The following is a 24,366-nucleotide window of genomic DNA, read 5'->3' as shown; positions in this document are numbered from 1 at the left end:
CTCAGAGCGCTTCCGCGCCCGAAATGATTTCAATGAGTTCCTTGGTGATCTGAGCCTGGCGCTGACGGTTGTAGGAAAGCGTCAGCTTGTTGATCATTTCACCAGCGTTGCGCGTTGCATTGTCCATGGCGCTCATCTTGGCACCCATTTCACCGGCGACGTTCTCAAGGAGCGCGCGGAAAATCTGGACCGAGATGTTGCGCGGGATCAGATCCTCGAGGATCGATGCCGGATCCGGCTCGTATTCGTAGACTGCGCCGGCATGCTCCGCATCCTGGACAACTGCCGTGGGGGCCGATGCCGGGATGAGCTGCTGTGCCGTCGGAACCTGCGAAATGACCGACTTGAATTCGGAGTAGAACAACGTGCAGACGTCGAACTCGCCGGCTTCGAACATCTCGATGATGCGCTTGCCGATCTGATCCGCATTCTCGAAGGAGACCTTCTTCACGTCGCGCAATTCCTTGCGCTCGGCGATGAGCGAGGCGAATTCACGGCGCAGAACGTCGTAACCCTTCTTGCCGACGGTGAAGAACTTGACGGTCTTGCCTTCAGCAATGAGCTTGCGAGCGTGATCGCGCGCGAAACGCGAGATCTGCGAGTTAAAGCCGCCGCACAGACCGCGTTCGGCAGTGCAGACGACCAGCAAGTGAACCTGGTCCTTGCCGGTGCCGGTCATCAGCGCAGGAGCACCGTCGGCTTCCGTCATCGCACCGGCGATGTTTGCCAGAACGGCACCCATGCGCTGCGAGTACGGACGGGCGGCCTCGGCCGCCTCCTGGGCACGCCGAAGCTTCGCCGCGGCGACCATTTTCATCGCCTTGGTGATCTTCTGCGTCGCCTTGACGGAGGCGATCCGGTTTTTCAGATCCTTAAGTGAAGGCATCCGTTATCCGTCCTTTGGGTCCGATTAGGCGAAGGACTTCGCGAAGCTATCGACGGCAGCCGTGAGCTTGCCCTTCGTATCGTCGCTGATTGCCTTGTCCGTGCGGATCGTGTCGAGGATAGCCGAGCCTTCCGAGCGAAGGTACGACAGCAGGCCCTGTTCGAACTTGCCGACCTGGTTGACCGGGATCTTGTCGAGGTAGCCGTTGACACCTGCGAAGATGACCGCAACCTGCTCTTCCGTCTTCAGCGGCGAGAACTGCGGCTGCTTCAGGAGTTCGGTCAGGCGCGCACCGCGGTTGAGCAGGCGCTGCGTCGAAGCATCGAGGTCCGAACCGAACTGGGCGAAGGCGGCCATTTCGCGATACTGGGCGAGTTCGCCCTTGATCGAGCCGGCGACCTGCTTCATGGCCTTGACCTGAGCGGCGGAACCAACGCGCGAAACCGACAGACCGACGTTAACGGCCGGACGAATGCCCTGGTAGAACAGGTCGGTTTCGAGGAAGATCTGGCCGTCGGTGATCGAGATCACGTTGGTCGGAATGAACGCCGAAACGTCGTTGCCCTGGGTTTCGATGACAGGCAGAGCCGTCAGAGAGCCAGCGCCCTTCTCGTCGGAGAGCTTTGCAGCGCGCTCGAGGAGACGCGAGTGCAGGTAGAAAACGTCGCCCGGATAAGCTTCGCGGCCCGGCGGGCGGCGCAGCAGGAGCGACATCTGGCGATAAGCAACAGCCTGCTTGGACAGGTCGTCGTAGCCGATCAGCGCGTGCTGACCGTTGTCGCGGAAGAATTCGCCCATCGTGCAACCGGCGAACGGCGCCAGGTACTGCATCGGAGCCGGATCGGAAGCCGTTGCAGCAACGACGATCGAGTACTTCATTGCGCCGCGTTCTTCGAGAACCTTGACGAACTGGGCAACGGTCGAACGCTTCTGGCCGATAGCGACGTAGACGCAGAACAGCTTGTCGCCGTCCGGGCCGTTGTCGTGAATGGCCTTCTGGTTCAGAATCGTGTCGAGAATGATCGCGGTCTTGCCGGTCTGGCGGTCACCGATGACGAGCTCGCGCTGGCCACGACCGACCGGGATGAGCGCGTCGATGGCCTTGAGGCCGGTCGACATCGGCTCATGAACCGACTTACGCGGAATGATACCAGGAGCCTTGACGTCGACGCGCGCACGGCGGGTCGCGTTGATCGGGCCCTTGCCGTCGATCGGGTTGCCGAGAGCGTCGACAACGCGGCCGAGCAGCTCCGGACCAACCGGAACGTCAACGATGGCGCCGGTCCGCTTGACGGTGTCGCCTTCCTTGATGTCACGGTCCGAACCGAAAATAACAACACCGACGTTGTCAGATTCAAGGTTCAGCGCCATACCACGGATGCCACCGGGGAATTCGACCATTTCGCCTGCCTGAACATTGTCCAGACCGTAAACGCGAGCGATACCGTCACCGACGGAGAGAACCTGACCGACTTCCGAGACTTCTGCCTCTTTACCGAAGTTTTTGATCTGGTCTTTGAGAATTGCGGAAATTTCCGCAGCGCGGATATCCATCAGCCGACCTCTTTCAATGCAAGCTTAAGGGTAGAGAGTTTTGTACGAAGAGACGTATCAATCTGACGGGACCCGACCTTCACGATCAGACCACCAAGAATTGACGGATCAACCGTGACGTTGATCGCCACGTCTTTGCCGGTGACGCCCTTGAGCGCCGCCTTCAATTCAGTTTCCTGCGCTGCAGTGAGCGCATGCGCCGCAGTAACGTCGGCAGTGATTTCGCCTCGCTGGTTTGCAGCAATGATGCGGAAGGCCTTGATCATGCCCGGGAGGGCAAAGAGGCGACGGTTACGCGCCACGACCTTCAGGAAATTCGCGAAGAAGCCGCTGATGCCAGCCTTCTCACTGATGGCAATGATTGCCTTGAGCTGATCGTCGGCCGAGAAAACAGGGCTCGAAACGAAACGCTTCAGGTCTTCGCTCTCGTCGAGCATCGCCTGGAACCGTTCGAGGTCCTTGGTGACGACCTCAACGGCGCCCTGCTCGAGCGCAAGCTCGAACAACGACGAGGCATAGCGCTCTGCAACACCAGAAGTAAGCTGGGATGTGTCTGCCACTGGCCCAAATTTCCCTGATTTCAACCCAAGAATCCGGTCCTCGGCGGGCGCCTGACCTATAATCTTGAATTCGTTATGATTTCCCCCAGAAATCGCAAGAAAAGCCTCTTGCTTCTTCCGAAATTCGGGGTCCGTCTAACATAGGATGTTCGGACTCGCAACACGCGTAACGCCCGAATACTGCTTTCCTATCGATTTCTAACGCAAAAATGCTCGAGCCCCGGCAGGGAAGAGCTTAGCGCGAGCGATATCCGCTCAACTCAAGCGGAAAAGAAACCGAAAACATAGGCGAGAGGAAGCGCCGCCAGAATGATTTGCACAACCAGGAGTAAATAGTTGAGAATTGTGCTCCCCTTATCTGAAAGGAGCGAAATGATGCGTGCAAACGCCGCCATGGCGAAGGCGCCGCCGAGCGCCATGTAGATCCAGTTCTGCGCCAGCATGATGGCCGAGAGGCCGAAGCCGAGATAGAAGCCGCCGACGGAGCGTTGCTCCGCATAGCCGTCACGCCGACCCTCGCGAGGCATGATGCCGAACAGCCGCATCGCGTATCCCGGCGCAAACATGATGACAAAGCCCACAAGCGCCGTGAAAGCGGCCGCTCCGAAGGCGAGCTGTTCGCCAAACTCCGTCGGAAAATAAAAATCCATAGTCGACCCCGAATCCCCTGCTTCGCCGCACTTATGGCATGATTGCCGTGCGGGGCAAAAGCCCGCAAGGCGGCGATCTACAGGAAGCTTTGAGGGTCGACGTCGAGCTGTACATGCACCGACCCACGCTCCTTCGGCGCCTGCGCAAGCATAGTCCTCAGAAACGCCTGCATGTCGGAGTTCCGCCGCCCGTGGACGAGAAGCCGAAAGCGATAGCGGCCGCGCACCAGGGCAAGTGGCGCTTCCGCCGGCCCGAGGACGGAGATACCGGAAACATGAGGTGCGGCGCTCCTGATGCCGCGGGCATGGTTTTCTGCATCGTGACGCGTTTCCGCCGAGACGATGATCGAGGCCAACCGGCCGAAAGGGGGAAGAATGGCGCGCTCGCGTTCGGCGATCTCGCGCTCGTAGAATGCGCTCGCATCGCCGGAGACGATCGCCTGCATAACGGGATGCTGCGGCTGGTAGGTCTGCAGCAGGCCATGGCTCTTCAAGCCCGTACGCCCGGCGCGGCCCGTCACCTGCGACAGGAGCTGGAAGGTCCGCTCGGCAGCGCGTGGATCGCCGTTGGCAAGGCCGAGGTCGGCATCGACGATGCCAACCAGCGTCATCAGCGGGAAATTGTGACCCTTGGCGACAAGCTGCGTGCCGATGACGATATCGGCCTCGCCCTTGGCGATGGCTTCGAGCTCAAGACGCAACCGTTTGACGCCGCCCATCATGTCGGACGAGAGCACGATCGTCCGTGCCTCGGGAAAATGACGTTCCACCTCTTCGGCGATACGCTCGACGCCCGGCCCGCAGGCAACGAGGTGATCAAGTGTGCCACATTCGGGACAGGCTTCCGGCGTCCGCTCGGCATGACCGCACTGATGGCATTGCAGCTGCCTCTTGAATCGATGCTCGACGAGCCAGCTGGAGCATTGCGGGCATTGGAAGCGGTGACCACAAACGCGGCAAAGCGTCAGCGGCGCGTAGCCCCGCCGGTTCAGGAAAAGAAGCGCCTGTTGCTGCTTCTCGACCGTCTTGCCGATCGCTCGAATCAGCACTGGCGAGAGGAAGCCGCCGCGCTCGGGCGCATGACGGCGCATGTCGATGAGATGGAGATCCGGCAACGCCGCGTCACCGAAGCGGGTCGGCATGTGAATGGTGCTGTAACGCCCGCTCTGCCCATTGACCTGGCTCTCGACCGACGGCGTGGCCGAAACCAGAACCACCGGGAAATCGCCAATACGGGCGCGCACGACCGCCATGTCGCGCGCATTGTAATAGACACGATCTTCCTGCTTGTAAGCGGGATCGTGTTCTTCATCGACGATGATCAGCCCAAGGTCCTCGAACGGCAGGAACAGCGCCGAGCGCGCGCCGGCGACGACGCGAACCTCGCCCGTGACTGCCTGACGCCAGACCTTTTCGCGCATGCGTGGCGCCAGATCGGAATGCCATTCCGCCGGCTTGGCGCCGAAGCGATCCTGGAATCGCTCCAGAAAGCTCGCCGTCAAGGCAATCTCCGGAAGGAGAATCAACACCTGCTTGCCGCGCTTCAGCGTTTCCGCGATCGCTTCGAAATAGACTTCGGTCTTGCCCGAACCGGTAACTCCGTCAATCAGCGAGACTGCGAACTCGCCCTTTCGGACTTCGGAGAGGATCTCGTTCGCCGCTTCCTTCTGGGGACCTTCGAGCCGCGCGGCCACAAAATCCGGATCCGGTCTGGCGACCACTGGCGGGGGCGGCAGGAACACCGTCTCGAAAATGCCCTGACTGATCAAACCATCAACGACGCTGGTCGACACGCCGGCGGCGTGGGCCAGCCCGCTTCTGGTCCAGGATAAGCCATCCCCGGCAATATCCAGCACCCGGGCGCGCGCTGGGGTCATTCGCTCTGGGGCGCCGCCGACGAAGCGTAGCCCCTCCACCATCGGCTCCGGCTCGAAAGCGTTGGGGGCGCGCAGCGCCATCCGCGCCACGAGCCCAGGTGGCGACAGCGTGTAGCTCGCGACCCACTCGATGAAGTCGCGCATCTCCTTGCTCAGCGGCGGGCAATCGAAGACATGGCTGATCGGCCTGAGCTTCTTCGGATCGACGCCGTCCTCGCCGCCGTCCCAGACGACGCCGATCACCTGCCTCGGACCGAGCGGCACCTGTACGACCGAGCCGGGTTCGACCGCCATCCCTTCCGGCACGGCATATGAATATGGCTTCGGCGCAGGCATGGGAACGAGCACCGGAACCGTACGGTTTGCCGGCGGCGCCTCAAACAGCGCTCCAAAGAGATCGGACGAATCTGTGCTCATCGGGCGAGACCATGCCCGGATCGACACGAAAAGAAAACCTGCAAGACTGGTGCCACCGGTTTACTCGTCGTCATCGATAACGCCCGTTAGCCGCATGCCCTCGATCCACGTTGCGCCGTCCTGCCGTACCACGTGGCGAGCACGGGCACCGCATTTTTCGCGCACGGCGGCCGCCAGCGCTTCGGAATGCGTAACGATCCAGATCTGGCTGCTGCGGGCGGCCTCCGCGATCATGTCCGCCAGAGGGGGCAGCATGTCGGGATGGAGGCTTGCCTCTGGTTCGTTGAGCGCAATCAGCGGCGGCAGCCGATAGGACATCAGTGCGGCCGCAAGTCCCAGAAAGCGGATCTGTCCGTCCGACAGCTCGCGCGGCTTGAACACCCGATTTGGAAACTCGGAAAAGGAAAGGCCGAAAGACGCCGTCTCCTCGGGCAGCGGCATAACGAGCCGCGCACCGCCAAGGGCCGCGGCCACGGCACGATCGAGATCGACCGTATCCTCCCGCGTATGCGCCAGCGTCGCGAAGACGGCAGCAATGTTGCTGCCATCCTCATCGAGCAACGGCGCGGTGACCGCAAGACAAGGAGCACGCAGTGGTGACAGGCGATCAGTCCGGAAGCCGTGAAAGAAACGCCAGCCGTCGATTGCACGGCGGAATGTCCCGACCTCGGGATAGTGGCCGGCATCACCGAGCAGCGCGATCGCGGTTTCCGATGTCAGCGCCTGCTCCGGATAATCCTGCATCCGCCCATTCGGTCCACGAACCGAAATGGCCGGACCGGCACGCTTCATCATCGTCACCGGCCGCGTTCCCGTCTCGATCGACAACTCTTCAGCCTTGATCTGAGGCTCAAAGGGAAATCCCGCTGCAGCGGCCGGCGGCCGCAACCCGGCCTCGACGCGATAACGGAAGGTAATCGCTCGTTCCTCGTCGACAAGTTCGGCTTCCAAGCGAATCCGGAAGGGTCCGTCGGCATCCCGGCGCGGGCCCGACCACAGCGCCGAAAACATCCCGCCCTCGGCGGCGATCTCATGCGCTAGGCGCCCTCGCGTTGCCGCTTGGATGAGCTGGAGAGCGCGGTAAAGGTTGGATTTTCCGACGCCGTTCTCGCCGATGAAGAGGTTAATCCCGGAAAGATCCATACGGATCGATCGCAGGGACCGGTAATTCTGTGCAAACATCGAGCGGAGCAGCATGCCTCGCTTTAGCCTATCCAATCAGCGAATTGAATGGGCGCTGGCCAGTTCCCGTTCCGCGGGCGGGACCAGCGGCAGGAATTGTGCTCCGCCATCCGCGGCAAGCGCGTGGACGGTGTGGTCTTCCAGCGCCTTGGTTACCTCGTTGATGTCGCCGTCGAGGTGTTCCACGGGGATCAGGTTGCCGACCACGAAGTCGAAGCGATCGCCACGCTTGTTGAGGAGCTCGTGGAAGACGGTCATGTCCCGAAGCTCGGTCGACCACTTCGCAAACCAGTAGAACAGGCCGGAGTTCCGAGCCGTCATATGAACGGGAAGGATCGGCAGATTGTACTTGCGGGCAAGGCCGACCGCTGAGGTTTTCCACGGGCGCTCATTCAGCCGTCCGTTCGCCCAGTAGGCGATGCGGCCAGAGGGAAAGAGCACTGTTGCCTTGCCTTCCTTCACCGCATGGTTGGTGATCTGCAGCGTTTCACGCGTCTTGAGCTTGCTTTTGTACTCCTCTCGCCACTCGACGGGGATAATGACCTCGGCAAAACGCGGATTGACGCGCACGGCGTCACGGTTCGCAAACACCATCACGTCCGGTCGCTTATGCTTCAGGAGGTCAAAGACGGCGACACCATCGGCAATGCCGGTCGGATGATTGCTGACGAGAATGAAGCCGCCGGTCTCGGGAATGCGGTCGCCATGCCTGACATTGATGTCGAGCTTCAGCAGGTTGCTCATATACTCGAAGCACTGGAAACCCGGCATGTTCGCGACATCGTTGGCAAAGCTGACCGCCCGGTTGTAGCGGAGCAGCGTATAGAGAAACGGCCGTATGATCGGCCAAAGCGGATGCTTCACGATCCGCTGCCCGCGCTCGGCGATCAACGTATCGACGATGTGACCCGGCTTGCCATGGGAGACGAGTGCGATCGCTTCCGCGAACTGTCCAAAAGCGGTCGTGGGTTGGCGCCGTGGCATTCAAGATCCTGCGTCGTTGGGAAACCGGTTACGTGGAATGATATGATGGGAGCATGACAAGCACTTGGCCGGCATTAGGAATTCCATAACTATCGCTCCCTCAGAATTGGCGGCAGGATTGGCAAATTCAAGGCCGAATACGTGAACGAACTCCTGATCATCGCCGACCCACGCCTGATGGCCGAGCGCTCGGCTTGGCTCGATAGCCTCGCGCGCGAACGACGCCTTTCAGAGCACACGCTCGATGCCTACGAGCGTGATACGCGTCAGTTCCTGACCTTTCTGACTGGGCACCTCGGCGGGCCCGCAACGCTGAAAGATATCCACGCACTCAGGCCTGCCGACTTCCGTGCGTTCCTGGCCGCACGGCGCAAGGAAGGCTCCGGTGCCCGTTCGCTTGGCCGCAATCTGGCCGGGCTGCGGTCACTCCTGCGTTACCTCGAAAAGAAGGGGCTGGTGAATGCCGCTGGCGTCAGCGCCGTCCGCTCGCCGAAGCAACCGAAATCACTACCGAAACCATTATCCGACCGGCAGGCCATCACCGTGGTCAGCGACGAGGCCCAGTTGCACGAAGAGCCTTGGATTGCCGCCCGCGACGCAGCCGTTTTCACGCTGCTCTATGGCTGTGGACTGCGCATTTCCGAGGCCCTTGACCTGACGCCCGGCGACTTCAATCGCGGCGCGGCCACGTTGCGCATCACCGGTAAAGGCAACAAGACCCGCCTCGTGCCTCTACTGACCGTTGTCTTCGACGCCGTCGATAAATACCGGTCGTTGTGCCCCTATCATCTCGAAGGCGAAGAACCCCTTTTTCGGGGCGCGCGCGGCGGCAAGCTGCAAGCTGCGATCATTCAGCGCACCATGCAGAAGATGCGCAGCGCCTTCGGCCTTCCCGAAACGGCGACACCGCATGCGCTGCGCCATTCCTTTGCGACCCACCTGTTGGCCGGCGGCGGTGACCTCAGAACGATCCAGGAACTGCTCGGCCACGCCAGCCTTTCCACCACCCAGGTCTATACAGGTGTGGATTCCTCACGATTGCTTGAAGTTTACGACCGTGCCCATCCTCGGGCGTAATCTTTTGTTAACGGCTTCTCTTAAAGGAATATCCGCACGCTGGGCGTAGGCTTGGCGATCATAGTGACCGGAACACCATCATGACGATCTCCATCTGCCATCGCAGCCTGCACATTGCATCGCCGGGCAATATCCTTCTCTGGCTGATCGCCGCGTTTCACATGCTGCTTGCGGCAACCCTGATCGCTGTGCTGTTTTCGGTATCGCCGGCGGCTGCCGCGAACGACGATGCCTGTACCGGCCACAATATCCTGACCGATCTCAAACAGAGTGATCCCGCCCGGTACGCCGAAGTCGTGAACGAGGCCGATGCCGTGCCGAACGGCAAGGGCATTTTCTGGAAAATCGAGAAGGCGGGAATAGCGCCGTCTTGGCTCCTCGGCAGTATGCATGTGACCGATCCCCGCGTGCTGAATCTGCCGCCGCGCGCGCAGGCTGCCCATGATGCTGCCGATACCATCATCATTGAATCCGACGAGATCCTCGACGAAAAGAAGGCGGCGGCTGCGCTGCTGATACGGCCGGAACTGACGATGTTCACCGACGGCACGACCATCGAGAAGCTTCTTTCCCGCGACGATTACACGCGGCTGGAAGCCGGTCTGAAGCTGCGCGGCATCCCGCTTGCCGCGGTTTCTCGCATGCGCCCTTGGATGATCTCGAGCGTGGTTGCCCTTCCCGGCTGCGAAATGGCTCGCAAGGCGAAAGGCGTTCAATTCCTCGACCAGAAAATCGCGACGGATGCCGCCGCTGCGGGCAAGCAGGTCAAGGGCCTCGAAACGCTGGCCGAACAACTGCAGGCAATGGCTGAGCTGCCCACCGAGTTCCACCTGAAATCGCTGATCGAAACGCTGGCTCTCGGTTCTAAGATGAACGATGTCGTCGAGACGATGACCGATCTCTATCTTTCCGGTGATATCGGCATGACGATCCCCATGCTGAAGACCGTGTCACCCGACGGCGAGGACGAAGATAGCGACTACGCCGCCTTCGAGCAGCGCATCATCCTTGATCGCAACAAGGTGATGGCCGAGCGCGCCGCGGCGATCCTCGCCAAGGGCAACGTCTTCATGGCCGTCGGCGCCCTGCACCTACCAGGCGACGGCGGCGTGATCGAACTGTTGCGCAATCAAGGCTTCACCGTCACCGCCGTTAACTAGCGCCCGACGGTCATACGCTTGAGAACATTGGTCTTCCAATAGAACTGGTGAACGAGCGCGCCCGCGCCATGCGCCGCGACAAACACCCAGAGGACGACCTTCAGCACATCGGCGTGAAGCGATCCGACGGCATCCATTCCAAAATAATAGGCGGCAATTCCAGTCAGCGGCATCACGAAGATGAAGGCATAAAGGCCGAAGTGCACGACCTTGGCCGCGAGGCGAAATATCGCAGGCTCGCCCGCGATTTCGATCGGTGCACCCTGGGAAAAACGCAGGCAAACCCGGATAATCGCGAGCGCCAGAATGGCAATACCGACATAGGCGTGAATGTTGGCCGCCGCGACCTGGTCGGCAGTGGCAATGCCGGTCCGACGCATGGCGCGATGCCACTCGTTCATGCCGTCAGGAAATAGCAGGTTGAAGAAGATGAGCAGTGCCATACCCCAGTGAAGCAGGCGTTGCGGCAAGCTGTATGCATCGACGGGTGCGGATTGCATCGGCTCTCCTTTCGAACGACTTTAGAATCATTCAAAAGTAAAACGGCCACCTGTCGGGAGACAAGCAGCCGTTCGCACATTGCCGAAATTTAATATTACATATGGATCGGCTTGAAGAAGGCGGCGAGCGCCGCTTCCTTGACCGCTTCCGACATGGTCGGGTGCGCATGGCAGGTACGGCCCAAATCTTCCGCGGAACCACCGAACTCCATCAGAACGGCGATCTCGTGGATCATCTCGCCGGCGCCGAAGCCGACGATGTGGCCGCCGAGAACGCGATCGGTTTCCTTGTCGGACAGGATCTTCACGAAACCGTCGGTGGCGAGCATTGCGCGGGCGCGGCCGTTTGCCGTGAACGGGAACTTGCCGACCTTATAGGCGATACCAGCGGCCTTCAGCTCTTCCTCGGTCTTGCCGACGGAAGCGACCTCAGGCTGAGTGTAGACGACACTTGGGATGACGTCATAGTTCACATGGCCATGCTGGCCGGCGAGAATTTCGGCGAGTGCGACGCCTTCGTCTTCCGCCTTGTGAGCCAGCATCGGACCCTTCACCACGTCACCGATCGCGTAGATGCCGGCAACGTTGGTGCGGAAATGACCGTCGATTTCGACGCGGCCACGATTATCGAGCTTGACGCCGGCTTCTTCAAGGCCAAGGCCGGTCGTGTAGGGCGTGCGGCCGGTCGCAATCAGAACGACCTCGGCTTCGAGTGTCTGCGCGTCGCCGCCCTTGACCGGCTCGAAGGTCACCTTGGCGCCCTTGCCACCCTTCTCAACGCCCGTCACCTTGGAGCTGAGGTTGATGGTGACGCCCTGCTTGGCAAGCATCCGCTGGAACTGCTTGGAAACTTCGCCATCCATGCCGCCGAGAATCGTGTCGAGATATTCGACAACCGTGACCTTGGCGCCGAGGCGCGACCAGACCGACCCGAGCTCAAGGCCGATGACGCCACCGCCGACGACGATCATCGTTTCCGGCACCTTCTCAAGCGCAATTGCGCCTGTCGAGGAAATGATCACCTTCTCGTCGATATCGACCTTGACGCCGGGAATGCCGGCGACGTCGGAACCGGTGGCGATGACGATGTTCTTGCCTTCGATTTCCTGCACCTTGCCGTCTTCGGCGGTCACGGAAACCTTGCCCGCCGAAACGATCTTGCCGGTGCCCTGGAAAGCATCGATCTTGTTCTTCTTGAAGAGGAAGGCAACGCCGTCGACATTGGCCTTCACAGTCGCATCCTTGTGCGCCAGCATCTTTTCAAGGTTCAGCTTTGGAGCGGCGACCTCGATGCCGAGCGCATCCATGCCGTGGCCGGCCTGATGGAACATTTCGGAGGCATGCAGCAGCGCCTTGGACGGGATGCAGCCGACGTTCAGGCAGGTGCCGCCGAAGGTTGCCCGCTTTTCGACGACAGCGACCTTGAGGCCGAGCTGGGCTGCCTTGATGGCAGCAACATAGCCGCCGGGGCCGGTTCCGATAACGATCACATCGTAGGACATTGTTTCTTTTCCTTTTCGTTATTTGCTTAGTCAGCCGCGCGGGCGAGCGCGAGGCGAAAACCGAAGCCGACCAGAGCGGCGCCGGTGATGCGATTGAACCATTTGCCGCTTGCGATGAAGCGGTCGCGAATGGGCTTTACGGTGAAGAAGGTGGAGACGCCGGCGAACCAGGCGACGAGCGCGGTGGCCATGCCGATGCCATAGCTGAACTGGATCAGTGCCGGGGTATCGTGATGCACCAGCGTCGAGAACAGCGACAGGAAAAACAGGACTGGCTTCGGATTGAGCGCGTTGGTGATGAAACCCATGCCGAGGCACTTGAGCGCCGAGATCGGCCTGCGGTCTTCCTCCGTCACCTCAATCTCATTGACCTTGAAGCCCGGCTCGCGGAAGGACTTGATACCGAGGTAGACCAGGTAGGCGACGCCGGCCCACTTGATCATGGCAAACAGAATCAGCGATTTGGAGACGATCAGGCCGAGGCCGAGAATCGTGTAGCTGATGTGAAAGAGCAGCGAAAAGCCCATGCCGAGGCCGGTCATCACGGCGGCACGGCGGCCGTGCACGATGCTCTGGCGCAGGATGACCGCAAAGTCGGCGCCCGGTACGACGATGAAGATCGAAAAGACGGCCATGAGGCCGAGAAATTCGAAGAAGTATTGCATGGCGATATGGTCTCCGCGTCCTAACGGCCGCCGCTGACGTTGAGTATGGCGCCCGTTATATAGGAAGCCGTCGGCGAGAGAAGGTAGAGGGCCGCATCGGCGATCTCCTCTGCCGTACCGGGCCTCTGCATCGGAATGCTCGGCGCGAGATCTCGTGCGCGGTTCGGCAGGCCGCCGGATGCATGAATGTCGGTATCGATGACGCCGGGGCGGATGGCGTTCACGCGCACGCCCTCGTTTGCCACTTCTCGCGACAGGCCGATGGTGAAGGTATCGATCGCGGCCTTCGATGCGGCGTAGTCGACATACTGCGAGGCCGAGCCCAGAACTGCTGCCATCGACGAGATGTTGACGATCGCCCCGCCCTTGCCGCCATGCCTCGACGACATGCGGCGGACGGCTTCGGCAGCGCAGAGGATCGAGCCGGTCACGTTGACGCGCATCATCCGCTCAAGACGCTCGACGCTCATCTCGTCGACGCGCTGCTGGGCATCGACGATGCCGGCATTGTTGACCAGTCCATCCAGCCGCCCGAAGTGCTTGTCGACAGTCTGGAACATCGAAACGATATCCTGCGCGCTGCCGACATCGCCCTTGATCGCGATGGCATCGCCACCCTCTGCCTTGACATCAGAGACGATAGCGTCGGCGGCAGCGCGGTTCGCAGCGTAGTTGACGGCGACGTTCCAGCCCTGGCGGGCAGCGAGGCGGCAGACGGCCGCACCGATGCCTCGGCTGCCACCGGTAACGAGAAGAACCGGTCGTTCTGTCATTTCGCGCACTCCTTGAATGCCAGGACATCCCACGGCGCAACCGTCGCCTTGCCGTTGCCCCATATCTGCGATTGGCGGATCGCCGGGCCGACACCCGGCAGAAAGACGTTCTCAGCGGCGGCGGCGGCTTCGGGCTGCAAATTATCGATCTCGCCCTTGGCGTTTACGCTATAGACCGCGCCCCGCCAGATCGTACAGGCGTCCAGATCCGCGCCGGTCACGTCACCGCCGGGGCATTTGAACATCAGGATACCGACGGCGCGTTCCGGATCGTTGAATGGCATGACATAGCCGTCCAGCTCGATCGACGTCTTGAGGACCTCGAGCGTGAACCGATTGCTGGCAGCCGCCGCGTCCGAATTAATTGGCGTAAAGCGAAGCTCGTAGGCGCCATCCCGGTCGGCATAGACGGCACTCGCCTGCCGGCAGCCAGGAGCAGCCACAGCCATCACGGGTGACAGCAGCAAAAGCGCGAACAAGGCTCCCACCCCGCCTTTGGCAAGGGGAGGCTTCATGATCATACGCCTTGTGGAGATTGCCAGCGACATTACGCGCCCCGCTGAGGTGGAAAGGGCCGCTCACGCGGCCCAGTCGAATGCTTAGAGATCGAGAACCAGACGCTCCGGATCTTCCAGGCTTTCCTTGACTCGAACGAGGAAGGTCACGGCTTCCTTGCCGTCGACGATGCGGTGATCGTAGGAGAGCGCGAGATACATCATCGGACGGATGACGATCTGGCCGCCGACGACAACCGGACGGTCCTGAATCTTGTGCATGCCGAGGATACCGGACTGCGGCGCGTTCAGGATCGGCGAGGACATCAGCGAGCCGTAGACGCCGCCATTGGTGATCGTGAAGGTGCCGCCCTGCATGTCGGCCATCGACAGCGAGCCGTCGCGGGCAGCCTTTGCCAGACGCGCCAGTTCCTTTTCGACCTCAGCGATCGACATCTGGTCGGCGTCGCGGATGACCGGCACGACGAGGCCCTTGTCGGTGCCGACGGCCATGCCGATGTGGCAGAAGTTCTTGTAGATGATGTCGGTGCCGTCAATCTCGGCGTTGACGGCCGGCAGCTCCTTCAGCGCGTGCGTGATGGCCTTGGTGAAGAAGCCCATGAAGCCGAGCTTCACGCCGTGCTTCTTTTCGAAGACGTCCTTGTACTTGGCGCGCAGGTCCATGACCGCCTTCATGTCCACCTCGTTGTAGGTGGTGAGCATGGCGGCGGTGTTCTGCGCGTCCTTCAGGCGCTTGGCGATCGTCTGGCGCAGGCGCGTCATCTTCACGCGCTCTTCGCGAGCCGCATCCTCGACCGTCGACGGGCCACGAGCGGCAGCCGGAACGGCAGGTGCTGCAACGGCTGCCGGAGCGGAGATGCCCTTGGCAACAGCGGCGATCACATCACCCTTCAGAACCTGCCCGCGCTTGCCTGATCCATCGATCTGATCTGCCGACAGGTTGTTCTCGGCGAGCATCTTGGCGGCAGCCGGGGCCGGCGGCATCGCAGAAGCAGCTGCTGCCGGAGCAGCGGCGGCTGCAACAGCCGGTTCGGCTACCTTTGCCGGAGTTGCGGCTGGAGCAGGAGCCTGGGCGGCGGCAGCGCCGGCGCCCGCGGCGATCTGGCCGAGCAGTGCGCCGAGACCGACGGTTTCGCCAGCCTGGGCAACGATTTCGGACAGCGTGCCCGAAGCCGGAGCCGGTACTTCGATGGTCACCTTGTCGGTTTCAAGCTCGAGAATCGGCTCGTCGGCCTTGATGGCGTCGCCAACCTTCTTGAACCAGGTACCGACGGTTGCCTCGCTGACGGATTCACCGAGAGTTGGAACGCGGATTTCTGTGGCCATTGTTCAAATCCTGATTTGCTTGTGTTCGTTTATTCGTTTCCGGCAGCGAATGGCCGGAGAATGATCGAGGGCATTGGCAATATGTCGAAGCGAAACCCGTAACCGGACTGGATGATCGGATCGGCGTCGGCCATTGCCTGCGCTGCCTGCTGATCCTCCACCGAGACCACTGCCATGCCCCAGCCTCCTTCACCCTCGAAGACGGGACCGACGGCGATCGCCGATCCCTCTTCTGCGTTCTGGTGCCAGTAGGCGGCATGGCGTTTCATCGCGGCCATTTCCTCCCCGGTCGCGTCATGCGGGAAACGAGGGCGAGGCGGCACAAGTCTGAGGAAGAAATATGCCATTGCCCCGATCCCTTAGCCGCCCAACGCATCCTCGAGGAATGCGGCGAGCTGCGACAGATGCTTGGACATCAGACCCGTTGCCGGCGACGCGGCGGCCGGACGGCCGGTGTAGCGGACGCGCTGGTACTTCGCATCGATGTGGGCGAGCACCCACTCCAGATACGGGTCGATGAACGACCATGCGCCCATGTTCTTCGGCTCTTCCTGGCACCAGACCATCTCAGCGTTCCGGAAGCGGGAAAGCTCGTTGATGAGCGCCTTTGCCGGGAACGGATAAAGCTGTTCGACGCGCAGCAGATAGATGTCGTCGATGCCGCGCTTTTCGCGCTCTTCCAGAAGGTCGTAATAGACCTTGCCGGTGCACATGACGACACGACGGATCTTCGCATCCTTCTGCAGCTTGATCGGGCCGTCCTTGATCACCTCGGCATCGTCCCAAAGCAGGCGATGGAAGGAGGACTCTCCGGCCAGTTCCGCGAGCGTCGACACAGCCCGCTTGTGACGCAGAAGCGACTTCGGTGTCATCAGGACGAGCGGCTTGCGGAAGTCGCGCTTCAACTGCCGGCGCAGGATGTGGAAGTAGTTCGCCGGCGTCGTAACGTTGGCGACCTGCATGTTGTCCTCAGCGCAGAGCTGCAGGAAGCGTTCGAGGCGGGCCGAGGAGTGCTCCGGACCCTGACCTTCGTAGCCATGCGGCAGCAGGCAGACGAGACCGGACATGCGCAGCCACTTGCGTTCGCCGGACGAGACGAACTGGTCGAACACGACCTGCGCACCGTTGGCGAAATCGCCGAACTGGGCTTCCCAGAGCGTCAGCGCATTCGGGCGAGCCAGCGAGTAACCATACTCGAAGCCGAGGACCGCTTCTTCCGAAAGCATCGAGTTGATGACTTCATAGCGAGCCTGGTTGGGCGACAGATTGGCCAGCGGAATGTAGCGCTCTTCGGTTTCCTGATCGTAGAGAACCGAATGACGCTGCGAGAAGGTGCCGCGTTCGCAATCCTGGCCGGAGAGGCGGATCTTGTGGCCTTCGACAACAAGCGAACCGAAAGCAAGTGCTTCCGCCATCGCCCAGTCGAGGTTCTCGCCCGTCTGGATCATGTTGGCGCGGTTTTCCATGAAGCGCTGGATCGTTCGATGCGCCCGGAAGCCTTCCGGAATCTCCGAAAGCTTGCGGCCGATGTCCTTGAGCGTCTTCATCGGCACGGCGGTCTTGCCGCGGCGCTGTTCGTCCGCATTGTCGGCAGTACGCAGCCCCGACCACTCGCCGTCCAGCCAGTCGGCCTTGTTCGGCTTGTAGCTCTGGCCGGCGTCGAATTCCTGCTCGAGATGCGCGCGCCAGTCGGCCTTCATCTTCTCGACTTCGCCGTCGGTCAGAAGGCCTTCGGCGACAAGCCGATCCGCATAGATCTGCAGGACCGTCTTGTGAGCGCGGATGACCTTGTACATCTTCGGCTGCGTGAAGGACGGCTCATCGCCTTCGTTGTGGCCGTAGCGGCGGTAGCAGAACATGTCGATGACGACGGGCTTGTGGAACTTCATACGAAATTCCATGGCGATCTTGGCAGCATAGACGACCGCCTCCGGATCGTCACCGTTCACGTGGAAGATCGGCGCCTCGATCATCTTGGCGACGTCGGACGGATAGGGCGACGAACGCGAGAAGGCCGGATTGGTGGTGAAGCCGATCTGGTTGTTGATGATGACGTGCATCGTGCCGGCAACGCGGTGACCACGCAGGCCCGACAGGCCGAGGATTTCGGCAATGACGCCCTGGCCGGCAAAGGCCGCGTCGCCGTGGATCAAGAGCGGCAGAACCTTGGCGCGCTCCGACAGCGGAATGGTATCCCCGTCCCAGACGGTGGCGCCCATATCCTGCTTGGCGCGAGCCTTGCCCATGACGACAGGGTCAACGATTTCAAGGTGCGACGGGTTGGCCGTCAGCGAGACGTGGATCTTGTTGCCATCAAATTCCCGGTCAGAGGACGCGCCGAGGTGGTACTTGACGTCGCCCGAGCCTTCGACTTCGTCAGGCGCGTAGGAGCCGCCCTTGAACTCGTGGAAAATGGCGCGGTGCGGCTTGCCCATGACCTGGGAGAGCACGTTAAGGCGACCGCGGTGGGCCATGCCGAACACGGCTTCGCGAAGGCCGAGATGGCCGCCGCGCTTCAGGATCTGCTCGAGCGCCGGGACGAGCGATTCGCCGCCATCGAGACCAAAACGCTTGGTGCCCTTGAACTTCACGTCGAGGAACTGCTCGTAGCCTTCGGCTTCGATGATCTTGGACAGGATCGCCTTCTTGCCTTCTGCGGTGAAAGCGACGCCCTTGTCCGGACCTTCGATGCGCTCCTGTATCCAGGCCTTCTCTTCCGGGTTGGAGATGTGCATGAACTCGACGCCGAGGGTCGAGCAGTAGGTGCGCTCGAGGATCTCGATCATCTCGGGAAGGGTCGCGTATTCGAGGCCGAGAACGTTGTCGATGAAGATCTTGCGGGAATAGTCAGCCGGGGTGAAGCCGTAAGCTTCGGGCGACAGTTCCTTATAGTCTTCGACCGGCGCCGCAATCCCCAGCGGATCGAGCTTGGCGTGCAGGTGGCCGCGCATGCGATAGGCGCGGATCATCATGATGGCGCGGACGGAGTCACGCGTCGCCTGCAGGATGTCGGCACCATCGGTCGGCTTGCCGGCGGCTTCCGCCTTGCCCTTAACCTTGGTTTCGATGATCTTTTCGACTGTGCCCCAATCGCCATCGAGCGCAGAAACAAGATCGCTCTTCGGCAGCAGGGGCCAGTTCGTCTTGCGCCAGGACGCACCCTTGGCCGCCTTCTTCACATCTTCCGGATTGTCTTCCAGTGCCTTGAAAAAGGACTGCCATTCCTCGTTGACCGAGCTCGGGTCTTCTTCATAGCGCGCATAGAGCTGCTCGATATACGCAGCATTGGCGCCATCCAGGAACGAGGTGATCTGAAACTGCTCGTTGGCTTCTTGCCGTGCCATGGTTACACGCGGACGCTTTCGTCCGCCTCCTGACTTGTGATTCCGCCGGATACTCGACCGGCTTGCCGCATCTGTCGTTAGCCGCCTGTCCGCGGCTCATTCATTCGAAGTCGAGGCCCGGGCAGACGCTAAGGCTGCCCGGGATATAGATCGGATCAGCCCTTGAGGACTTCAACCAGCGTCTTGCCGAGGCGAGCCGGCGACGGCGAAACGCGGATGCCAGCCGATTCCATGGCCGCGATCTTCGATTCCGCGTCACCCTTGCCACCGGACACGACGGCACCGGCGTGACCCATCGTGCGGCCCTTCGGCGCGGTGCGGCCAGCGATGAAGCCGGCCATCGGCTTCTTGCGGCCCTTCTTGGCCTCGTCGATCAGGAACTGGGCTGCGTCTTCTTCAGCCGAGCCGCCGATTTCGCCGATCATGATGATCGACGTCGTGGCTTCGTCGGCCAGGAACATTTCCAGCACGTCGATGAACTCGGTGCCCTTGACCGGGTCGCCGCCGATGCCGACAGCCGTCGTCTGTCCGAGGCCTTCATTGGAGGTCTGGAACACGGCTTCATAGGTCAGCGTGCCGGAGCGGGACACGATGCCGACCGAACCCTTGCGGAAGATCGAGCCCGGCATGATGCCGATCTTGCACTCTTCCGGCGTCAGGATGCCCGGGCAGTTCGGCCCGAGCAGGCGCGACTTCGACTTGTCGAGCTTGGCCTTCACCCGCACCATGTCCATGACCGGGATGCCCTCGGTGATGCAGGTGATGAACGGAACTTCGGCCTCGATCGCCTCGATGATCGCATCGGCAGCGCCTGCCGGCGGAACGTAGATCACAGTCGCATCGGCGCCCGTCCGCTCCTTGGCTTCGGCAACGCTTGCGAAGATCGGCAGCACCGTGCCGTCGACGCCCGACGACCAGGTTTCGCCACCCTTCTTCGGGTGAATACCGCCGACCATCTTGGTGCCGTAATAAGCGAGCGCCTGTTCGGTGTGGAAGGTGCCGGTCTTGCCGGTCAGGCCCTGAACGAGAACCTTGGTGTCTTTGTTGACGAGAATAGACATTCTTTCGGTCCTTCCGGATTAGGCCTTGATCGCCGCGACGATCTTCTTCGCCGCGTCGTCGAGATCGTCGGCAGCCGTAATCGCCAGACCCGACTCGTTGAGGATTTTCTTGCCGAGTTCGACGTTAGTGCCTTCGAGGCGAACGACGAGCGGAACCTTCAGACCAACTTCCTGCACAGCTGCGACAACGCCTTCGGCGATGACGTCGCAACGCATGATGCCGCCGAAGATGTTGACGAGGATGCCCTCGACCTTCGGGTCAGCGGTGATGATCTTGAAGGCAGCCGCGACCTTCTCCTTGCCGGCGCCACCGCCGACGTCGCAGAAGTTTGCCGGCTCCTTGCCGTAGAGCTTGATGATGTCCATCGTCGCCATGGCAAGGCCTGCGCCGTTGACCATGCAGCCGATGTTGCCGTCCAGAGCCACGTAGGCGAGATCCCACTTCGAGGCCTCGATTTCCTTGGCGTCTTCCTCGGTTTCGTCGCGCAGCGCCTTGACGTCGTCGTGGCGGAACAGCGCGTTGCCGTCAAACGACATCTTGGCGTCGAGAACGCGCAGGTGGCCGTCCTTCATGACGATCAGCGGATTGACTTCGAGGAGGGCCATGTCCTTCTCGCCGAAGGCCTTGTAAAGCGCCGGGAACAGCGACTTGGCATCTTCGGCAGCAGCGCCGCTCAACTCGAGAGCCTTGGAGATCGCGGCAACGTCGGCAGCCGTGACACCGGCTTCCGGGTCGATGGCGATCGTGTGGATCTTCTCAGGCGTATCGTGAGCGACGGCTTCGATGTCCATGCCGCCTTCCGTCGATACGACGAAGGCAACGCGGCCAACCGAGCGATCGACCAGCAGCGAGCAGTACAGTTCGCGAGCAATGTCGGCACCGTCTTCGATGTAGAGGCGATTGACCTGCTTGCCGGCTTCGCCCGTCTGCGCCGTGACCAGCGTGTTTCCGAGCATCTCCTTGGCGTGAGCGACGACTTCATCGATCGACTTGGCGAGACGAACGCCGCCCTTGGCGTCGGGGCCAAGTTCCTTGAACTTGCCCTTGCCGCGGCCGCCGGCGTGGATCTGGCTCTTGACGACATAGAGCGGACCCGGCAGCGACTTGGCAGCAGCTTCGGCTTCCTCGACCTTGAGGATCGGCACACCCTTGGCGACCGGCGCGCCATAGCCCTTCAAGAGAGCCTTGGCCTGGTATTCATGAATGTTCATGGATCTATTCCTGTTTGGATTGCGTCGGCGCGCAACTGACTACTTCAGCGCAGGCGCGATGTTGATGCAGGCTTCGCACAGGCCGGCGACAGCACCGACGGACTTGTCGAACGCTTCCTTCTCGGCCTTATTGAGATCGATCTCGATGATGCGCTCGACGCCACCGGCACCGATGACGGTGGGCACACCGACATACATGTCCTTGACACCGTACTGGCCGGTCAGCTGCGCTGCGCAGGGCAGAACGCGCTTCTTGTCCTTGAGGTAGGATTCAGCCATCTCGATCGCCGAAGCGGCCGGCGCGTAGTAGGCAGAGCCGGTCTTCAGCAGGCCGACGATTTCGGCGCCGCCATCACGGGTGCGCTGGATGATCTCTTCGAGGCGCTCCTTGGTGACCCAACCCATGGTGACGAGGTCGGTGAGCGGAATGCCGGCAACGGTGGAGTAGCGAGCGAGCGGCACCATCGTGTCGCCGTGGCCGCCGAGAACGAATGCGGTGACGTCTTGTACTGAAACGTTGAATTCCTTGGAGAGGAACAGGCGGAAGCGCGAGCTATCGAGAACGCCGGCCATGCCGACGACCTTGTTGGCCGGGAGGCCGGAGAACTTCTGCAGCGCCCAGACCATGGCGTCGAGCGGGTTGGTGATGCAGATCACGAACGCGTTCGGGGCATACTTCTTGATGCCGGCGCCGACCTGTTCCATGACCTTGAGGTTGATGCCGAGCAGATCGTCGCGGCTCATGCCCGGCTTGCGGGCGACGCCGGCGGTGACGATGCAGACGTCGGCGCCTTCGATCGCGGAGTAGTCGCTGGCGCCGGTGAGGTTGGCGTCAAAGCCTTCGACCGGCGAGGACTGAGCAATGTCGAGGCCCTTACCCTGAGGAATACCATCGGCGATATCGAAGAGAACGATGTCACCCAGTTCCTTCAGGCCGGCGAGATGCGCCAGCGTGCCACCAATCATGCCAGAACCAATGAGTGCGATCTTGTTACGCGCCATTTCGCTGTTTCCTTTGCGATCAAAATTCGTCAGGCGACGCGCGGAGGGGGCATCGCCCAATGCCGCAATCGCATAGCCCCAAAGCCAAAAAATGGCAAACGATTATTTTTGAGCGAGGAATTTCAATCGTTTAGATCATAAAATTCTTACGTAAACGTAATACAATTTGTCACCAAAACGTTACTCGGCGGCCCGCCGCTCGTGGTGCAATGCGAGATACTCGGCGCTGCGCATTTCGAAAAGGCGCGACACGGTACGATCGAATTCGAAGCCCTCGGTACCACGCGCTTGTGTCAACAAATTTTCAGGCATCGCTGCTGCGGACACATAGAGCCGCACGGCATGATCGTAAAGCGTATCGATCAGGATAATGAAGCGTTTGGTCTGGTTGCGCTTCTCGGGACCTAGCAGCGGCACATGATCCAAGAAGATGGCGTCGAAGCGTTCGGCAATGGCCAGGAAATCGGCTGGGCCCAATGGCTTCTCGCAGAGATCGGCGAAGGTGAAGCGCGCCATTCGGTCGACGGCACGTGGCACGTGGATCGATCGTCCCTTCATGGGAATTTCCAATGGCTGCGCCTTGCGGCCATGAAGCGCCTGCATCCAGGACGCATCCATCGCCATGTCCGTCCGGTCATCGATTGGCGTCAGGTAGACAGGTTGGCTATCGAGTTTCTCCATCCGGTAGTCGGTCGGAGAGTCCAACGTCACGATTTCGACCTTCTGCTTGAGAAGATCGACGAAGGGCAGGAACAGGCTTCGATTGAGGCCGTCCTTGTAGAGGTTATCGGGCTCGACATTCGAGGTCGCGACCAGCAGGCACCCGCGCCGGAAGAGTTCGGAAAAAAGCCGCGATAGGATCATCGCGTCAGCAATATCCGTCACCGTGAACTCGTCGAAGCAAAGCAATTCGGCCTCATCATAAAGAGCTGCCGCGACGACCGGGATGGGGTCGGCCTGCTTGGTCTCGCCTTGCTTGAGCTTCAGCCGGTGCGCTGCGATGCGATTGTGCACATCGGTCATGAACTCATGGAAATGCGCGCGCCGCTTCTTCGCGCAGGGTGCCATCGCGAAGAACATATCCATCAGCATCGTCTTGCCGCGGCCAACGCTGCCGTGAATGTAGAGGCCCTTGACCGCTTCCGACGACTTCTTCTTGTTGGCGAACAGCCAGCCGAGAGCGCTTCCCTTTGCCGCCGGCCGCCGCTGCTTCAATCCCGACAGCACTCGATCCAGGCATTTCGCCACATGCATCTGGGCTGAATCGATTTGAAGCGCGCCCGAAGCCGTCAGCGACTTCAATTGTTCGCTGACGCTCAGGCTGTAGTCTGGCATGGGTTGCATAAAGGTCCGCCTATGCAGGATCGGCGGCCTTCGCCGCCCAATCTTTTAACGGCTGAGGCTGATCGGCTGCCCGGTATTGGTCTGGCCGCTGAAGGCATTGTCGGCGGTCTTATAGACGCTGCCGATCTGGTTGCCGCTGCGGTCCTTCAGGAGAACCTGCTTGCCCGAGACTTCCCAGGAACCCATCGCCGTCAGCTCGCCGACGCAACCGCGCGTACCGCCGCGCGAGCCGCTGCCGAGATTAGTGAGCGTCAGGAACATGTCGCAGGAGCCGTTGACGCGCCAGCTGCCGACCATCGATTCCTTGGTGACATCCATTGCATTCGCCGCCATCGCGCCCGGCTGACCGCCAGCGACAGGTGCCGAGGTCGTCGGAGCAGCAGGGAACTGCGAAGAGCCGGAAGGCGGAGGAAGCTGCCCACCCTGAACCGACGGAACCGGCTGCGCCGTCAGTGGCGCCGGGGCGGAATAGCTCGCATCATTGTAAGCGGTGCGCTGGCAGCCAGCTAGCGACAGAATAACCACGAGACCTGTCGCCACATGTCTGAACTGCATCATGATACTCCCGATTTTTCCAGTATTGTCCTGAAATTGCCGCGCAATCACGGCGGAATTATCTTGAAAGGCTGTATTGAATCAAGACAGCGCGAGGAGAAATTGTGTCGATGTGGGAGCAACGCCGCAACTCCGAGACAAATTTGGCGCAATCGAACAAAGCAACGCTCCGTGATCGCAGAGAGAAAAGGGCCGCATCGCGGCCCTAATGCTGAATTGA

22 protein-coding genes are annotated in these 24,366 nt (G+C 61.1%); 2 read left to right on the top strand and 20 right to left on the bottom strand.

The window, feature by feature from the left end:
* Nucleotide 1: 1 nt before the first annotated feature.
* The 7 genes from FHT77_RS11715 to FHT77_RS11685 form a co-directional block, all read right to left on the bottom strand.
* On the bottom strand, nt 2-886 hold the full coding sequence (locus FHT77_RS11715) for a F0F1 ATP synthase subunit gamma (protein WP_016556567.1): 885 nt from the start codon (nt 884-886) through the stop codon (nt 2-4).
* Between the two features lie 24 nt (nt 887-910).
* Nucleotides 911-2,440: a F0F1 ATP synthase subunit alpha gene (gene atpA / locus FHT77_RS11710; protein ID WP_016556568.1), complete on the bottom strand. Its 1,530-nt coding sequence runs from the start codon at nt 2,438-2,440 to the stop codon at nt 911-913.
* The gene (locus FHT77_RS11705) at nt 2,440-3,000 is read right to left on the bottom strand and encodes a F0F1 ATP synthase subunit delta (protein ID WP_183755202.1); all 561 of its coding nucleotides are present in this window, start codon (nt 2,998-3,000) and stop codon (nt 2,440-2,442) included. Before FHT77_RS11705 ends, atpA begins: the two co-directional genes overlap by 1 nt.
* 260 nt (nt 3,001-3,260) lie before the next feature.
* Complete coding sequence (locus FHT77_RS11700) at nt 3,261-3,650, bottom strand: DUF4345 domain-containing protein (protein ID WP_183755201.1); 390 nt, start codon at nt 3,648-3,650, stop codon at nt 3,261-3,263.
* A gap of 77 nt (nt 3,651-3,727) precedes the next feature.
* On the bottom strand, nt 3,728-5,944 hold the full coding sequence (locus FHT77_RS11695) for a primosomal protein N' (RefSeq protein WP_183755200.1): 2,217 nt from the start codon (nt 5,942-5,944) through the stop codon (nt 3,728-3,730).
* Nucleotides 5,945-6,004: 60 nt separating this feature from the next.
* The gene (locus FHT77_RS11690) at nt 6,005-7,141 is read right to left on the bottom strand and encodes an AAA family ATPase (RefSeq protein WP_183755199.1); all 1,137 of its coding nucleotides are present in this window, start codon (nt 7,139-7,141) and stop codon (nt 6,005-6,007) included.
* A gap of 21 nt (nt 7,142-7,162) precedes the next feature.
* Nucleotides 7,163-8,110, bottom strand: a complete 948-nt coding sequence (locus FHT77_RS11685) for a GNAT family N-acetyltransferase (protein ID WP_183755198.1) — start codon at nt 8,108-8,110, stop codon at nt 7,163-7,165.
* A gap of 141 nt (nt 8,111-8,251) precedes the next feature.
* On the opposite strand from FHT77_RS11685, the gene FHT77_RS11680 reads away from it, so the two are divergent.
* Nucleotides 8,252-9,187: a tyrosine recombinase XerC gene (locus tag FHT77_RS11680; protein WP_183755197.1), complete on the top strand. Its 936-nt coding sequence runs from the start codon at nt 8,252-8,254 to the stop codon at nt 9,185-9,187.
* 80 nt (nt 9,188-9,267) lie between these two features.
* Nucleotides 9,268-10,347: a TraB/GumN family protein gene (locus tag FHT77_RS11675; protein WP_183755196.1), complete on the top strand. Its 1,080-nt coding sequence runs from the start codon at nt 9,268-9,270 to the stop codon at nt 10,345-10,347.
* Here FHT77_RS11675 and FHT77_RS11670 read toward each other — a convergent pair.
* The 13 genes from FHT77_RS11670 to FHT77_RS11610 form a co-directional block, all read right to left on the bottom strand.
* Nucleotides 10,344-10,847 (bottom strand): cytochrome b, encoded by a 504-nt coding sequence (locus tag FHT77_RS11670; RefSeq protein WP_183755195.1) that lies wholly within the window; start codon nt 10,845-10,847, stop codon nt 10,344-10,346. The two genes, FHT77_RS11675 and FHT77_RS11670, sit on opposite strands and share 4 nt — an antisense overlap.
* Before the next feature lie 95 nt (nt 10,848-10,942).
* On the bottom strand, nt 10,943-12,349 hold the full coding sequence (gene lpdA / locus FHT77_RS11665; RefSeq protein ID WP_183755194.1) for a dihydrolipoyl dehydrogenase: 1,407 nt from the start codon (nt 12,347-12,349) through the stop codon (nt 10,943-10,945).
* 26 nt (nt 12,350-12,375) lie between these two features.
* A complete protein-coding gene (locus FHT77_RS11660; protein WP_183755193.1) occupies nt 12,376-13,014 on the bottom strand; it encodes a LysE family translocator in 639 nt (212 codons plus the stop codon).
* A 20-nt stretch (nt 13,015-13,034) separates the two neighbouring features.
* Nucleotides 13,035-13,787: an SDR family oxidoreductase gene (locus FHT77_RS11655; protein ID WP_183755192.1), complete on the bottom strand. Its 753-nt coding sequence runs from the start codon at nt 13,785-13,787 to the stop codon at nt 13,035-13,037.
* A complete protein-coding gene (locus tag FHT77_RS11650; RefSeq protein ID WP_409527448.1) occupies nt 13,784-14,308 on the bottom strand; it encodes a hypothetical protein in 525 nt (174 codons plus the stop codon). Before FHT77_RS11650 ends, FHT77_RS11655 begins: the two co-directional genes overlap by 4 nt.
* Nucleotides 14,309-14,386: 78 nt before the next feature.
* A complete protein-coding gene (gene odhB / locus FHT77_RS11645) occupies nt 14,387-15,628 on the bottom strand; it encodes a 2-oxoglutarate dehydrogenase complex dihydrolipoyllysine-residue succinyltransferase (RefSeq protein ID WP_183755190.1) in 1,242 nt (413 codons plus the stop codon).
* 29 nt (nt 15,629-15,657) lie between these two features.
* The gene (locus tag FHT77_RS11640; RefSeq protein ID WP_183755189.1) at nt 15,658-15,975 is read right to left on the bottom strand and encodes a YciI family protein; all 318 of its coding nucleotides are present in this window, start codon (nt 15,973-15,975) and stop codon (nt 15,658-15,660) included.
* 12 nt (nt 15,976-15,987) lie between these two features.
* The gene (locus tag FHT77_RS11635; RefSeq protein WP_183755188.1) at nt 15,988-18,972 is read right to left on the bottom strand and encodes a 2-oxoglutarate dehydrogenase E1 component; all 2,985 of its coding nucleotides are present in this window, start codon (nt 18,970-18,972) and stop codon (nt 15,988-15,990) included.
* Between the two features lie 155 nt (nt 18,973-19,127).
* Entirely contained in the window at nt 19,128-20,033 is a 906-nt protein-coding gene (gene sucD / locus FHT77_RS11630) for a succinate--CoA ligase subunit alpha (RefSeq protein ID WP_183755187.1), read from the bottom strand.
* Nucleotides 20,034-20,051: 18 nt separating this feature from the next.
* On the bottom strand, nt 20,052-21,245 hold the full coding sequence (gene sucC / locus FHT77_RS11625) for an ADP-forming succinate--CoA ligase subunit beta (RefSeq protein ID WP_183755186.1): 1,194 nt from the start codon (nt 21,243-21,245) through the stop codon (nt 20,052-20,054).
* Between the two features lie 39 nt (nt 21,246-21,284).
* The gene (gene mdh / locus FHT77_RS11620; protein WP_037116323.1) at nt 21,285-22,247 is read right to left on the bottom strand and encodes a malate dehydrogenase; all 963 of its coding nucleotides are present in this window, start codon (nt 22,245-22,247) and stop codon (nt 21,285-21,287) included.
* A gap of 180 nt (nt 22,248-22,427) precedes the next feature.
* A complete protein-coding gene (gene zapE, locus FHT77_RS11615) occupies nt 22,428-23,591 on the bottom strand; it encodes a cell division protein ZapE (RefSeq protein ID WP_183755185.1) in 1,164 nt (387 codons plus the stop codon).
* A 45-nt stretch (nt 23,592-23,636) separates the two neighbouring features.
* Nucleotides 23,637-24,146, bottom strand: coding sequence for a protease inhibitor Inh/omp19 family protein (locus tag FHT77_RS11610; protein WP_183755184.1), 510 nt, complete (start codon nt 24,144-24,146; stop codon nt 23,637-23,639).
* Nucleotides 24,147-24,366 lie beyond the last annotated feature (220 nt).

The organism is Rhizobium sp. BK181 (assembly GCF_014193305.1).
Taxonomy (GTDB): Bacteria; Pseudomonadota; Alphaproteobacteria; order Rhizobiales; family Rhizobiaceae; genus Rhizobium.
The sequence above is the reverse complement of the archived record's forward strand: the minus strand, read 5'-3'. Positions and strand labels throughout refer to the sequence as shown.

Bases quoted from the DNA above. Each gene is read 5' to 3' on its own strand.
- odhB (WP_183755190.1), bottom strand. From the start codon at position 15,628: ATGGCCACAGAAATCCGCGTTCCAACTCTCGGTGAATCCGTCAGCGAG.
- FHT77_RS11655 (WP_183755192.1), bottom strand. From the start codon at position 13,787: ATGACAGAACGACCGGTTCTTCTCGTTACCGGTGGCAGCCGAGGCATC.
- FHT77_RS11700 (WP_183755201.1), bottom strand. From the start codon at position 3,650: ATGGATTTTTATTTTCCGACGGAGTTTGGCGAACAGCTCGCCTTCGGA.
- FHT77_RS11660 (WP_183755193.1), bottom strand. From the start codon at position 13,014: ATGCAATACTTCTTCGAATTTCTCGGCCTCATGGCCGTCTTTTCGATC.
- mdh (WP_037116323.1), bottom strand. From the start codon at position 22,247: ATGGCGCGTAACAAGATCGCACTCATTGGTTCTGGCATGATTGGTGGC.
- sucD (WP_183755187.1), bottom strand. From the start codon at position 20,033: ATGTCTATTCTCGTCAACAAAGACACCAAGGTTCTCGTTCAGGGCCTG.
- sucC (WP_183755186.1), bottom strand. From the start codon at position 21,245: ATGAACATTCATGAATACCAGGCCAAGGCTCTCTTGAAGGGCTATGGC.
- FHT77_RS11675 (WP_183755196.1), top strand. From the start codon at position 9,268: ATGACGATCTCCATCTGCCATCGCAGCCTGCACATTGCATCGCCGGGC.
- FHT77_RS11715 (WP_016556567.1), bottom strand. From the start codon at position 886: ATGCCTTCACTTAAGGATCTGAAAAACCGGATCGCCTCCGTCAAGGCG.
- FHT77_RS11695 (WP_183755200.1), bottom strand. From the start codon at position 5,944: ATGAGCACAGATTCGTCCGATCTCTTTGGAGCGCTGTTTGAGGCGCCG.
- FHT77_RS11685 (WP_183755198.1), bottom strand. From the start codon at position 8,110: ATGCCACGGCGCCAACCCACGACCGCTTTTGGACAGTTCGCGGAAGCG.
- FHT77_RS11690 (WP_183755199.1), bottom strand. From the start codon at position 7,141: ATGCTGCTCCGCTCGATGTTTGCACAGAATTACCGGTCCCTGCGATCG.
- atpA (WP_016556568.1), bottom strand. From the start codon at position 2,440: ATGGATATCCGCGCTGCGGAAATTTCCGCAATTCTCAAAGACCAGATC.
- lpdA (WP_183755194.1), bottom strand. From the start codon at position 12,349: ATGTCCTACGATGTGATCGTTATCGGAACCGGCCCCGGCGGCTATGTT.
- zapE (WP_183755185.1), bottom strand. From the start codon at position 23,591: ATGCAACCCATGCCAGACTACAGCCTGAGCGTCAGCGAACAATTGAAG.
- FHT77_RS11610 (WP_183755184.1), bottom strand. From the start codon at position 24,146: ATGCAGTTCAGACATGTGGCGACAGGTCTCGTGGTTATTCTGTCGCTA.
- FHT77_RS11670 (WP_183755195.1), bottom strand. From the start codon at position 10,847: ATGCAATCCGCACCCGTCGATGCATACAGCTTGCCGCAACGCCTGCTT.
- FHT77_RS11650 (WP_409527448.1), bottom strand. From the start codon at position 14,308: ATGATCATGAAGCCTCCCCTTGCCAAAGGCGGGGTGGGAGCCTTGTTC.
- FHT77_RS11635 (WP_183755188.1), bottom strand. From the start codon at position 18,972: ATGGCACGGCAAGAAGCCAACGAGCAGTTTCAGATCACCTCGTTCCTG.
- FHT77_RS11640 (WP_183755189.1), bottom strand. From the start codon at position 15,975: ATGGCATATTTCTTCCTCAGACTTGTGCCGCCTCGCCCTCGTTTCCCG.